Raw genomic sequence first — 13,138 nt, 5'->3', positions numbered from 1 at the left:
TAACTGAACGTTTTTTGTCGTTATTTTAACGTCGTAATGTTAAACGAAACTTGAATATTAACAATTTAAAGAATAGGAAGAATAGTATGAAACAGACAACAAAAAACATCCTTGGAGTTGCGGCTATCGTGCTCCTGAGCTCTGGAGTGGCTGGATTGACCACTTATAAGATGCTGAATAAGGAAAAGCCTGCCGCATTCAGCGAGTTGTTCCAACAGAACCCCAATAATCTGCTACCGGCGGCTTTCCATGCAACGGATGCCCAGCCTGTGGATTTGACACAAGCAGCGGAGAGTTCGCTCCATGCTGTAGTGCATATACGTGCCACTCAGTTGAGTAAGACCCAGACGGTACAAGAACAGCCGGATATTTTTGACTTCTTCTTTGGAGACGGTCGTGGACGCCAGCGCCAGATACAGACCCAGCCGCGTGTAGGTTTCGGTTCGGGTGTCATCATCTCCAAAGACGGATATATTGTGACGAACAATCACGTGGTGGAAGGTGCTGATGAAATCACTGTGAAACTGAATGACGACCGTGAGCTGAAAGGACGCATCATCGGTACTGACCCCAGCACGGACTTGGCATTGATTAAGATTGAAGGGGATGACTTCCCGACAATTCCGGTTGGTGACTCCGACCAGTTGAAGGTGGGAGAATGGGTATTGGCAGTAGGTAATCCGTTCAACCTGAACTCTACCGTAACAGCTGGTATCGTCAGTGCAAAAGCCCGTTCCATTGGCTCTTCTGCCTCCAATGGACAAGCTGCAAACATCCAGTCTTTCATTCAGACGGATGCTGCCATCAACCAAGGTAATAGTGGTGGTGCGTTGGTGAATGCCAAAGGCGAGCTGGTTGGTATCAATGCCATGCTTTACTCACCCACGGGTGCTTATTCCGGCTATGGTTTTGCCATTCCTACCAGCATTATGACAAAGGTGGTAGCCGACTTGAAACAGTTTGGTACCGTGCAGCGCGCGCTCCTTGGCATCAAGGGTAGTGATTTGAGCACAGACCTGCAGATGGACGAACGCTGGACCGAAGAACTGAAGAAGAAGGCCGACGAACTTGGTGTGAAAGAGGGTATCTATGTGGCCGAAGTTGTTGAAGGTGGTTCCGCTGCCGGCGTCTTAAAGGAAAATGATGTAATCATAGCATTGAACGGCAAGAAGATTCACAAGTTCTCGGATTTGCAGGAAATACTGGCAAAACACCGTCCGGGCGACAAAGTGAAGGTAACAGTGGTTCGTGACAAGAAGGAAAAGGAATTCGAAATCACGCTGAAGAATGAGCAAGGCACTACGAAGGTAGTGAAGGATGCCGGAATGGAAATCTTGGGTGCAGCCTTCAAGCCCGTATCTTCCGAGCTGAAGAAGCAGTTGAACCTGGGTTACGGTCTGGAAGTTACCGGGGTTACCAATGGCAAGATGGCCGATGCAGGTATTCGCAAGGGCTTCATCATTCTGAAAGCCAACGGAGTGCCGATGAAGACGGTGGACGATTTGGAAAAGGCGATGAAAGAGGCAAGAAAGTCTCCTGAGCAAGGTTTGTTCATCACCGGTATGTTCCCGTCAGGAAAACGTGCAATGTATGCCGTTGATTTGACTCAAGAATAAAAAATAGGGATAGTTAGGTAAGAAGATTGTAATATTAGCTAACAATAGCGAAAAAGGGGGTGTCGGTACAATACATACCGGCATCCTTTTTGTTATATAGGATAAGATATAAATAAGGTGAAAAAGTTGGGATGAAATTATTGTAACAAAATAATTTGTCGTACCTTTGCAACCCAAATCTGTATTATAAGAATGAGACAACTTAAAATTACAAAAAGTATCACTAACAGAGAGAGCGCTTCTCTTGACAAGTATTTGCAGGAAATCGGTCGCGAAGACCTCATTACTGTTGAAGAGGAAGTGGAGCTCGCTCAGCGCATCCGCAAGGGTGACCGTGTTGCACTGGAGAAATTGACACGTGCCAATCTGCGTTTCGTTGTATCTGTGGCCAAGCAGTACCAGAACCAAGGTTTGAGTTTGCCCGACTTGATTAATGAGGGTAATTTAGGACTGATCAAGGCTGCCGAAAAGTTCGATGAAACACGTGGTTTCAAGTTCATCAGTTATGCAGTATGGTGGATACGTCAGTCCATTCTGCAGGCTTTGGCAGAGCAGTCGCGTATTGTACGTCTTCCGTTGAACCAGGTAGGTTCGCTGAATAAAATCAGCAAGGCCTTCTCCAAGTTCGAGCAGGAAAACGAACGTCGTCCGTCTCCTGAAGAGCTTGCCGATGAACTGGAAATCCCTGTTGACAAAATCTCTGATACGCTGAAGGTGTCCGGCCGTCACATTTCGGTGGACGCACCTTTTGTAGAAGGAGAGGACAACAGCTTGCTCGATGTACTGGTCAACGACGACTCCCCTATGGCCGACCGCTCTTTGGTGAACGAGTCTCTTGCGAGGGAAATTGATAGAGCTCTTTCTACGTTAACCGATAGGGAAAAAGAAATCATACAGATGTTTTTCGGTATCGGACAGCAGGAAATGACATTAGAGGAAATCGGCGACAAATTCGGCTTGACCCGTGAGCGTGTGCGTCAGATTAAGGAAAAGGCTATTAGAAGATTAAGACAAAGTAATCGTAGTAAATTGCTCAAATCTTATTTGGGATAAATAAGAAATATTAGTTTCCGACAAATAGAAGGAATTAAAAAACCGTACGTCTTTAGTAGGCGTGCGGTTTTTTTTATATCTTTGCCCCATTGATAATTCATAACTTATAACTCATAACTCAATGAAATACGTTCGTATACTTTGTGCCGTAGCTTTGGTTTTTGCGTTGTGCTCGGCTTTTACAATGAAAGATAAGGAAAAGGCTGTATATGCTTTTGGTGTGGCGGCTTCTTTCAATGACTCCATCGTATATTATACAGACATCCAGGTATTGGACAGCGTAGAGCTGGATAAGAATGGATTCTTGCCCAAGCGTGATTTATACACTTACCAGCTCAAGAATTATCTGGAGTATAATCTGAAGAAGCCGGACTATACTTGCATGATTTATTTCTCTGAAAACAGGAAAAAGTTGGAAAAAGAGGCTGTAAAGGTAAAAGGTAAGTATAAGAAGAGTAAGAATATGGTTTTGCAGGTGGTGAAGCCTGAGGCTTTCACATTTGCAAAACCGCAGGAATAAGATTTCAAGTATGAAAACAAAACTATATCTTCTTTTTTTCTTCGTTTTCCCCTTGTTCATGTCGGCGTGTCGTGGTGATGACCCGATACCTGATCCTCCGATTGATGGGAAACGTACTGTGCTGGTATATATGGCAGCGGATAATAGTATAAATCCATTGGCTAGCTTTACGGATGGGGATTTGGAGGAATTGAAAGCTGGGATGGCTTCAATTGATAATACATCTGATATGCATTTATTGGTGTATATAGATACGGGATTTCCTCGTTTGATTGAAATTGAAAATAAAGGTGGTACTGTTGTTGAAACAATAGTCAAAGAATACGAAGATAGAAATTCGTGCGGAGTCGCTGAGACGCAAGAGGTATTCAATGATGTGTTTGGGAATTCTTTATATAAAGCGGAAAGTTATGGTTTGATTTATTGGTCGCATGGGGAAGGATGGATACCTACTCCATTGCCTTCTACTCGCTGGATAGGAAATGATAAGACTGGAGGAGGGCATTATATGAATATTGAGGACTTGAAGTTAGTATTACAGAACGCTCCTCATTTTGATTTTATTATGTTTGATGCTTGCTTTATGCAGTCGGTGGAAGTCGCGTATGAGTTGCGTGATTGTTGCGATTACTATATTGGTTTCCCTGCTGAGAATCCAGGTCCTGGTGCTGCCTATGATAGAATGTTTCCATTTATATTTCAGAAAGGTGCAGCGGTAGAAATGGCTATTGGGACTTTTGCTGCTTATGATGAAATTTATACTGGAAAAATAGGAAGTAATAGCAATTGGACAATGGGCACTGCTATAGATGTGCTGAAATCTTCTGAGCTTGAGAACTTAGCTGCTGCTACAGCAAATGCTTTGTCGGGAGTGACAGCAGATAGAGAAGTTCTTCGGTCATCGGTCTTTGATTATGATCAGCGTAAAGTAGGATCGTCTTATTATGTAGGCTATTATGATTTCGTAGAAATGATGGAAAAACTCGTTGTGGATGAAGTTGCCTTGGATGAATGGAAGCAAGCATATGATGCAGCTTCTGTCTGTTGGAAAAAAACGCCGATGATTTATTCGATGTCTGTTGGTATGTTCTCCATGAAGCGGGCAAATGGGGTTAGCCATTATATACCTTCCACTGCCACTTCTGCTGCTGCTCAAGCTGCTAATGCCGCTTATCGTTCTACCTTATGGTATAGTGCTGTCGGTCTTGCTCGGCTTGGTTGGTAAGCTTATAAAAACTTGCATACTGAACGGATTATTATAGGTGTAAAAACTTGTAATAATCCGTTTTTTTATGCCTATTCTTATTAAAAATGAGTCTTTTAATAATATTTTCCTTTGGAAATTATGTTTTATTGAAAATAATTATTTTCTTTGCATCGTCAAACTTAAAAAACGAAGAATTATGAAATATGTAATCATTGGCGGTGTAGCAGGTGGAGCCACGGCAGCCGCCCGACTGAGAAGAGTGGACGAAATGGCTGAAATCCTTTTATTGGAGAAAGGCCCTTACATCTCGTATGCTAATTGTGGTTTACCTTATTATATAGGCGGAGTGATAGCAGAGCGTGAGAAGCTGCTGGTACAGACACCCGAATCTTTCAGCAAGCGCTTCCGCATTGATGTGCGTGTGCAGAATGAAGTAATCGCCATCCATCCCAAAAACAAGACTGTTACCATACGCAACGCGGAAGGCAAGGAGTACGACGAAAGCTATGACAAACTTTTGCTTTCTCCCGGTGCCAACCCCGTGAAGCCCCCCTTGGAAGGCATCAATTCCGAAGGCATCTTCACGTTGCGCAATGTAGAAGATACCGACCATATCAAGGCTTATATCTCAGACAAGCAGGTGAAGCGCGCCGTGGTGGTAGGTGCCGGTTTCATCGGATTGGAGATGGCAGAGAACCTGCATCATGCAGGTGTCCATGTGTCCGTAGTCGAAATGGGTAATCAGGTAATGGCTCCTATCGATTTCTCCATGGCGGCACCCATCCATCAGCATTTGTTACAGAAAGGCGTCTCCCTCTATCTGGAAGAAGGCGTGACCCATTTCAAGCGTACGGACAACGGAATCACTGTATTCCTGAAAAGCGGAAAGACCATTCCTGCCGATATGGTGTTGCTCTCCATCGGTGTGCGTCCTGCCACTGCATTGGCACAACAAGTCGGCTTGAAGTTGGGCGAGATGGGCGGTATCTGGGTAGACGAACACTTGGAGACTTCCGAAAAAGACATCTATGCCGTGGGCGATGCCATCGAATATCCTCATCCGCTGACCGGAAAGCCGTGGCTCAATTACCTGGCAAACCCTGCCAACCGCCAGGGACGTATCGTTGCCGATAATATGGTGTTTGGCAATACCGTCTCCTACGAAGGAGCTATCGGCACCTCCATTGCCAAAGTATTCGACATGACGGTAGCTTCTACGGGTCTTGCAGCCAAACGCTTGAAGCAGTGGGGCATGGAATACCAAAGCTCGGTGACCCACTCGGCATCTCACGCCGGTTACTATCCGGATGCCCTGCCTTTGACTTTGAAACTGACTTTCCATCCTAAAACCGGTAAACTCTATGGCGCGCAATGTATCGGTTACGAGGGGGTGGACAAGCGAATCGACCAGATTGCCGGACTCATCAAGCGGGGTGGCACAGTCTACGATTTGATGGAGACGGAGCATACGTATGCACCTCCTTTCTCCTCAGCCAAAGACCCCATCGCCATTGGCGGATATGTGGCATCGAATATTATTAGCGGTGCTATACCCGTCATCTCTTGGCGCGAGTTGGTGGAAGAGAAGGATAAAGTGATGCTGATAGATACCCGTACGCCCGAGGAGTTCTCTTTCGGCACCATTCCGGGAGCTGTCAATATTCCGTTGGATGAAATGCGCGAGCATTTGGCAGAGATACCTACGGACAAGCCGGTAGTGCTTTTCTGTGCTGTGGGTTTGCGTGGTTATCTGTCCCTGTGCATCCTGATGGGACGCGGTTATCGCAATGTGCGCAATCTGATAGGTGGTTATAAGACCTATTCCATGGCAACAGCGCCTCTGCCGTCTCCATCTGCTCCGGCAGGAGGTGACTCTTCTTCTGCTTCTTCGGCTGCCTCTGCTGACAACGACGATGTTCCTGCGGCGGCATCTGTCTCCAAAAAGGAACCGTTGAAGATAAACGCTTGCGGCTTGCAATGTCCGGGACCTATCATGCAGGTGAAGAAGGCGATGGATAGCATTGCTGTGGGCGAGCGTGTGGAGATTGTGGCTACCGATGCCGGTTTTGCCCGCGACGCCTCTGCCTGGTGCGATACAACGGGAAATAAATTGATAGAGAAGCATGACGAGAAAGGACGCTATACGGTAGTCATCGAAAAAGGCGCTCCGGCTTGTACATCCGCTTCCAACACTCCCGTAGCCGGGGGGAGGGGAAAGACGCTGATTCTGTTCAGTGACGACCTGGACAAAGCGCTGGCAACCTTCGTTTTGGCAAACGGAGCAGCGGCAACGGGACAGAAAGTAACCATTTTCTTCACCTTCTGGGGACTGAACGTCTTGAAGAAAGTGCAGAAACCCAGCGTGCAGAAAGATTTCTTCGGCAAGATGTTCGGCATGATGCTGCCGTCCAGTTCTTTGAAACTGAAGTTGTCGCAGATGAATATGTTTGGCATGGGCAGTCGCATGATGCGCTTCCTGATGAAGCGCAAGGGTGTGGATTCTCTGGAGTCGTTGCGCTCGCAAGCATTGGCGCAAGGAGTGGAATTCATCGCTTGCCAGATGTCTATGGATATGATGGGCATCCGGCACGAAGAACTTCTGGATGAAGTAACCATCGGTGGCGTGGCTACCTATATGGAACGTGCGGACAAAGCAAATGTGAACTTATTTATATAGGAGAAAAAGATATGGAGACTTTATGTAAAATTCGTGATATTTATCGGGCTATTGCCGAATTCGAGGTGCAGTTTACGCAGATGTACGATTTGTCACTGAATGAAGGAATGCTGTTGTGCACGCTGCTCAATACTCCTAAGCTTACCTCCAGTGAGATAGCTGAGGCACTGGGTTTGTCTGCCTCCAACACTTCAAAGGTCATTCGTTCCGTAGAGGAAAAGAAACTCATTACCCGTCTGATAGGTAAGGAAGATAAGCGTCAGATGCGTTTTTTTCTTACGACAGAAGGCAAGAACCGGATTTCGGATATCAAGAATGCTACTTTTGAATTGCCGGGGCTGTTGCAGCAGGTGGTCAGCCTCGTATAGCTTTGTATAAAAGCAAATTAATATCGTGTTTGCAGGAGGTTAATATCCTGCAAACACGATATTTGTTTTTTGTATGACACGTTGTTAACTTCTTGCACGACATGTTGTTAGTATCGTGTATTGCACGCTATTAATTGTTTGTATTTGTTCATGTGTATTTCCATCTTTTATTACTGAGAAATTTACTAAGAATCCTTAATAATATTTTTTCGACAATTCTTAACTCTTAATCAATTCTTTTCTCTGTTTTAAATAACGAACTTGATTGGAAAAGCCATTCCAAATAGTATGGGGGACATAGCTCCGTACGTATGGATATGGTGGGAGGATGGACGAACACTCTGCCTTACTCCTTGTTTACCTGTGAGAATGTGGTGAGTATTGCTATTGAGCTGAACGGGCAGCACCTTTACAAGTGTACATCAAACCTTGCGTAGAACACCGCATAGTGTTGCGTTCTATTGTACGCTGGCTGCCCGAGCATTTTAATTATTCATGATGATACGGCCCCCCATTTAGTATGTTCATTGCCCTGTAGAGTTGTTCCACAAAGATGAGGCGTACCATCTGATGGGAAAAGGTCATGCGTGAGAGGGACATCTTCTCGTGTGCCGCTTCGTATACTTTTTGAGAGAATCCGTAAGGGCCTCCGATAATAAATACCAGCCGTTTGTTTACGGTATTCATCTTGCGCTTCATATAGTCTGCAAACTCTATGGAACGCATCTCTTTTCCACCTTCGTCCAGCAGTACGACCACATCTCCCGGCTGGAGAGCTTTCAGTATCAGTTCCCCTTCTTTTTCCTTCTGAACTTCCATAGAGAGGCTTTTGGTGTTTTTCAGTTCGGGGATGACTTCCATCTCGAATGAGAGATAGCGCTTGGTGCGTTGCACATAGTCGTTGATGGCTGTTATAAAGTGTTGTTCTACAGTCCGTCCTACGACGAGCAGAGTAGTTTTCATACTGGTTCTGTTTTGATTAGCGCACAAATTTAGCATTTTTTTATTGTATTTTGAGACAAATGCTTACCTTTGCCTATCATAAATACTTGTGAAAATGAAAAAACGGGTAGTCTTTTTGTTGACCGGTCTCTTCATTTGGACGTCTGTGCTGCTGGCCCAGAACGTTTCCGAGGGAGTGATTGGGGCCTTCAAGGAAGGAAGCTCTCAGGAACTCAACAAGTATCTGGGTGACAAGGTCGATTTAATCATTCAGAATAAGTCGACCCACGCCGACAAGCGGACGGCAGAGGGCACAATGGCTGCTTTCTTCTCCAACCACAAGGTTGGCAGTTTTAATGTGAACCATCAGGGGAAACGTGATGAGTCTGGTTTCGTCATTGGTACCTTGACGACCGCAAATGGAAACTTTCGGGTGAATTGTTTCTTCAGAAAAGTACAGAACAAATATGTTATACATCAAATAAGGATAGATAAAACAGATGAATAAGGAAGAAGAATTGATTGACAGGCTGATAGACCTGGCTTTCGCCGAAGATATAGGCGATGGAGACCATACAACCCTTTCATGCATTCCTGCTACGGCAATGGGCAAGTCCAAACTGCTGATAAAAGAACCGGGCATACTGGCCGGTATCGAGATAGCCAAGGAGGTGTTCCGTCGTTTCGACCCTACCATGAAGGTGGAAGTGTTTATTAATGACGGTACAGCCGTAAAGCCGGGTGATGTGGCCATGATTGTGGAAGGCAAGATACAGTCTTTGTTGCAAACGGAGCGTCTGATGCTGAACATCATGCAGCGCATGAGTGGCATTGCCACCATGACACATAAGTATGCCGAGCAATTGAAAGGTACGAATACCCGTGTACTCGATACCCGCAAGACTACTCCGGGCATGCGTATCCTCGAGAAAATGGCGGTGAAAATCGGTGGCGGTGTAAACCACCGTATCGGCTTGTTCGACATGATTTTGCTGAAAGACAACCATGTGGACTTTGCGGGAGGCATTGACAAGGCCATCAACCGTGCGAAGGAATATTGCAAGGAAAAAGGTAAGGACCTCAAGATAGAAATAGAAGTGCGCAACTTCGACGAATTGCAGCAAGTACTCGACCTGGGTGGCGTAGACCGTATCATGTTTGACAACTTCACCCCGGCAATGACAAAGAAAGCTGTGGAGATGGTAGGTGGCCGCTATGAAACGGAATCTTCCGGTGGCATCACGTTTGATACGCTCCGCGACTATGCCGAATGCGGTGTAGACTTTATTTCCGTAGGAGCTTTGACTCACTCCGTGAAAGGATTGGACATGAGCTTTAAAGCATGTTGATAAAGGCGGAAAGCATTATTGCAGAATAATAAGGAAAGCCTCTCATAAAGAATGCTGCATTACGGCAGATTTATGAGAGGCTTTCTATTGGTAACTAGCAAAGTAGTGGCTCTTGGAAAAACAGAAGGTGTATTGGGGTGAAACAGATGGTCTGTTTGGGACGGATAGATGATGCGTTTGGCTATAACGGATGATGTGTTTCATAGTAATGGATAATAGTGTAGGAAGATATGAAAAACATAACATGGAATAAAGTAAAAACAACTGTCAAAGATTGGCAAGTGGGAGACTACATCCGGCAGACTTCCATTGTGGTGATTGGCGTACTGATTACTTTTGTCGGTAGTGAGTTGGTTACTCAAAACTCCGAGAAAAAGGATATTCAAGCCACCATGTCGCTGATTAGGGATGAACTGAAAAGTAACCGGGAAAATTATAAGAGTATCGTTTCAGAGTTTAGAGAGGATGAACGTCTTTCCAGCTTATTGGTGGAGCATGACTTAAAGCATCGGACGATACCGGAAGATTCATTGATACAGTTCCGCTTTCTTATGGGGCATATCCGCAGTTTTTATTATAGTCAGAATGCATTGGATATACTTAAAAACTCCATGTTGATGCAGAAGATTTCAGATAAAGAGCTACTGTTGCAGTTGACCGGAATCTATGAGGTATTGGATGGATTTAAGGCAACTATGAATGGCTATTACGATATGAAGGACGAAATTATGGTTCCTTTCCATTTGGCATTGACTGACGAACAGACGGACCAGATAAATCGTGGAGGATATGAGGCGTGGGATATTTACTTGTCGGACAGGTCGGTACGGAACTTTGTCAGGGTAGCGCAGAACTATTTCACGCCGGACTATGTAGAACGTGTGGGAAAACGTATAGACGAGGCAATACAAGCGCTTGAAAAGAAGTATCATTTAGAATAAAAAGATATGGGAAAGATAAACTTTAATAGGCTGAACCATACGGTAAAAAGTTGGCACATAGGTGATTATTTCCGTCAGTTCAGTATTGTGGCTGCGGGTATCATTGTCACTTTCTGGGGAAGTGACCGGATTACCGAGAATGCCCGTCAAAAGGAAGTGCGTGCTACGATGCAGTTGGTAACGGAAGAGTTGGAATATAATAGGCAGGAGCTCCGTAATATAAAGCACTTGTTGGATATTGACATACACATGAGTCTGTTGTTGAGGGAACATGATATGGATGTATCCAAGATACCGATAGATACTCTGTGGAAGTATGGCAAGCTTTTCAATAATATGGATGAATTCTCTTATAGGACAGATGCGCTGGACGTGCTGAAAGGTTCTTCATTGATGCAGTATATACCGGACAAACGTATGTTGCAGGATGTATTGCAGACTTATTTTGAGTTGGGCAGGAAACAAAAGGATGTCAGTGATTACTATGCAACGAAAACAGATGCTCTTATGAGTGCTGCCATGTCCAGGGAGTTGGCGCATGTTTTTGATGGTGACGACAGTCTTCGGGACCAGGCCTTGTTTCTTGTGCAGTATAAGAAATTTATCAATTACGTCAACATGGTTCCCGGTTTTCTGTATTGGCATGAATTTGATGAATTGGATGAGATGCTGGACAAGCAAATACAGGCTTTGAGAGCCAAATATAAATAATCTCCGTTCTTTAACTTCTTTTTAGAATTAATTCAGCAGCATTTTCCGCAATGCTGCGTCTAACTAACAAACGACGCGAAGAGGCGTCCGTAAAACGAGCACTGACATTGGAAAATGAGATAGAACTGATTGAGGGCTGCCGGGCAGGAAAGGATTCCGCCCGAAAGGAATTATACACCCTCTACTCCAAGCAGATGCTGGCGGTATGTTACCGCTATACGGGCGATGTCGATGCGGCCCATGACGTATTGCACGATGGCTTCATCAAAATTTTCACCCACTTCACCTTCCGTGGCGAATGTGCATTGGGTACCTGGGTGACAAGGGTAATGGTGACGCAGGCGATAGACTACCTGCGGAAACAGCAACGTTTCAGCCAACTGGTGGTGAATGAGGAACAATTGCCCGACATTCCGGATGAAGCGGGCATTGCCGAAACCGGAGGCCGCATTTCCGAAGAAATGCTGATGGCGTTCGTGGCGGAACTTCCCGATGGATGCCGTACTGTATTCAACTTATACGTCTTTGAGGAGAAATCGCACAAGGAAATAGCCGAAATCCTCCACATCAAAGAGCATTCGTCTACCTCGCAGTTGCATCGTGCCAAGTGTTTGTTGATAAAAAGAATTAAAGAATATACTGAATATGAGAGAAAATGATGAAATAACCGGTTTATTCCGCAGTCGTCTTGCCGGCGCAGAGATGACAGTGCGGGAGGACTTCTGGGAAGGGTTGCAACGTGACTTGCCGTCACCGGTTGCCGCAAAAGGCAGGAGGCAGCTTTTTCTTTCTCCGAGGTTTCACCGCGTAGCCGCAGCCGCCTCTGTTGTATTTGTACTGGGAGCTGCTTCTGCCGCTTTCTGGTATTTCTCTCCGAAAGAGGAAATCAAGGAGGCCTTTACACAAGTGGCGGCCATGACGCCGGAAGGTAACTTGAACGGGGATGTGGTGCAGGAAAGTTTTCCCTCTATCCATCAGGCCAACCCCATGGCACAAAAGCCCGGTACACAGCATCCCGCCAACGGCATTCCGGCAGGATTGACGGCGCAGGCCGATGAGGATGAATCCGTGTCTGTCCATGTTTCCATCCGGATTACCCAACGGGTGTACGGAAACCGGCAGCAGCCGGGAAACGGTTATTACAGTAACGGAACTCCGGCCGGAAACGGAAACTACCATTCAAATCCTGGCCATAAGGATGCTGATATAGATAGAATGCTGCCATCTTCTGAGGAAGAACCGGCAAAGTCTGTGGCTGTATCGCCATCCAAGCCCCGTAATTGGGCATTGAAAGCAGGCATCGGCATTTCCCTGCCGAAAGGGAATTTTCATATGCCGTTCACGGCCGGGGTAAGCGTGGAACGTCGTTTGAACAAGCATTTCTCCTTGGAAGTCGGTCTTCAGTATAATTGCTTGGATGGTGACCATACGTTGCATACGCTGGAAGTTCCGGTAAGGCTGAACATGATGCTGGCCAGTACGCCGAAAGTGGATTTCTATGCTATGGTAGGCGGAGCAGCCGAGAAATGCATTGCAGGTGCTCCGGACAATGGTTTCGGCGCAGAGCCGGTACAGTTGTCGGTTGCTGCCGGAGTAGGGGTACGCTATAAAATGAACGACCGTTTTGCCTTGTTTGCAGAGCCGTCTGTATCCCATCATTTCGATACGGACTCGCAGACAAGAACCTTGCGTACGGAACGGCCCACCAATCTGAATCTGTTGTGCGGCGTGCGCATGACTTATTAATCTTAAAT

The 13,138-nt window shown here is 45.8% G+C and carries 13 protein-coding genes and 1 pseudogene; 13 read left to right on the top strand and 1 reads right to left on the bottom strand.

Annotation, left to right across the window (positions count from 1 at the left end; genetic code table 11):
* Positions 1-86 precede the first annotated feature (86 nt).
* The 7 genes and pseudogenes from ITJ87_RS15525 to ITJ87_RS19020 form a co-directional block, all read left to right on the top strand.
* Positions 87-1,616 (top strand): Do family serine endopeptidase, encoded by a 1,530-nt coding sequence (locus ITJ87_RS15525; RefSeq protein WP_117965829.1) that lies wholly within the window; start codon positions 87-89, stop codon positions 1,614-1,616.
* 192 nt (positions 1,617-1,808) lie between these two features.
* Positions 1,809-2,669 carry an RNA polymerase sigma factor RpoD/SigA gene (locus tag ITJ87_RS15520; protein ID WP_002561589.1) on the top strand — a complete coding sequence of 287 codons (861 nt, stop codon included), beginning with the start codon at positions 1,809-1,811 and terminating at the stop codon, positions 2,667-2,669.
* A 121-nt stretch (positions 2,670-2,790) separates the two neighbouring features.
* Positions 2,791-3,189: a hypothetical protein gene (locus ITJ87_RS15515; RefSeq protein ID WP_009038255.1), complete on the top strand. Its 399-nt coding sequence runs from the start codon at positions 2,791-2,793 to the stop codon at positions 3,187-3,189.
* Positions 3,190-3,199: 10 nt separating this feature from the next.
* Positions 3,200-4,414 carry a clostripain-related cysteine peptidase gene (locus ITJ87_RS15510; protein ID WP_117965826.1) on the top strand — a complete coding sequence of 405 codons (1,215 nt, stop codon included), beginning with the start codon at positions 3,200-3,202 and terminating at the stop codon, positions 4,412-4,414.
* Positions 4,415-4,592: 178 nt separating this feature from the next.
* Positions 4,593-7,073 (top strand): FAD-dependent oxidoreductase, encoded by a 2,481-nt coding sequence (locus tag ITJ87_RS15505; RefSeq protein ID WP_117965823.1) that lies wholly within the window; start codon positions 4,593-4,595, stop codon positions 7,071-7,073.
* 11 nt (positions 7,074-7,084) lie between these two features.
* Positions 7,085-7,441: a MarR family transcriptional regulator gene (locus ITJ87_RS15500; protein WP_117965820.1), complete on the top strand. Its 357-nt coding sequence runs from the start codon at positions 7,085-7,087 to the stop codon at positions 7,439-7,441.
* A gap of 280 nt (positions 7,442-7,721) precedes the next feature.
* Positions 7,722-7,904, top strand: a pseudogene (locus ITJ87_RS19020) (hypothetical protein); the annotation flags it as partial.
* A gap of 26 nt (positions 7,905-7,930) precedes the next feature.
* On the opposite strand, the gene rlmH reads toward ITJ87_RS19020, so the two are convergent.
* Positions 7,931-8,404 (bottom strand): 23S rRNA (pseudouridine(1915)-N(3))-methyltransferase RlmH, encoded by a 474-nt coding sequence (rlmH, locus tag ITJ87_RS15495; protein WP_117601274.1) that lies wholly within the window; start codon positions 8,402-8,404, stop codon positions 7,931-7,933.
* A 94-nt stretch (positions 8,405-8,498) separates the two neighbouring features.
* Between rlmH and ITJ87_RS15490 the strand changes: the two genes are divergently transcribed.
* From ITJ87_RS15490 to ITJ87_RS15465, 6 genes are all read left to right on the top strand, one after another.
* Positions 8,499-8,891: a DUF4783 domain-containing protein gene (locus ITJ87_RS15490; protein ID WP_117965817.1), complete on the top strand. Its 393-nt coding sequence runs from the start codon at positions 8,499-8,501 to the stop codon at positions 8,889-8,891.
* Entirely contained in the window at positions 8,884-9,732 is an 849-nt protein-coding gene (gene nadC, locus ITJ87_RS15485) for a carboxylating nicotinate-nucleotide diphosphorylase (RefSeq protein ID WP_117866338.1), read from the top strand. Before ITJ87_RS15490 ends, nadC begins: the two co-directional genes overlap by 8 nt.
* Before the next feature lie 230 nt (positions 9,733-9,962).
* Positions 9,963-10,673, top strand: coding sequence for a hypothetical protein (locus ITJ87_RS15480; protein ID WP_117965814.1), 711 nt, complete (start codon positions 9,963-9,965; stop codon positions 10,671-10,673).
* A gap of 6 nt (positions 10,674-10,679) precedes the next feature.
* Complete coding sequence (locus ITJ87_RS15475) at positions 10,680-11,384, top strand: hypothetical protein (protein ID WP_117601270.1); 705 nt, start codon at positions 10,680-10,682, stop codon at positions 11,382-11,384.
* 50 nt (positions 11,385-11,434) lie between these two features.
* Positions 11,435-12,043 (top strand): RNA polymerase sigma factor, encoded by a 609-nt coding sequence (locus ITJ87_RS15470; protein WP_117601269.1) that lies wholly within the window; start codon positions 11,435-11,437, stop codon positions 12,041-12,043.
* On the top strand, positions 12,030-13,130 hold the full coding sequence (locus ITJ87_RS15465; protein ID WP_117965811.1) for an outer membrane beta-barrel protein: 1,101 nt from the start codon (positions 12,030-12,032) through the stop codon (positions 13,128-13,130). The genes ITJ87_RS15470 and ITJ87_RS15465 overlap by 14 nt, the downstream gene beginning before the upstream one ends.
* Positions 13,131-13,138: the final 8 nt, after the last annotated feature.

The organism is Bacteroides sp. HF-162, assembly GCF_015679285.1.
GTDB classification, from domain to species: domain Bacteria; phylum Bacteroidota; class Bacteroidia; order Bacteroidales; family Bacteroidaceae; genus Bacteroides; species Bacteroides uniformis.
This window is presented reverse-complemented; position numbering and strand designations above follow the sequence as displayed.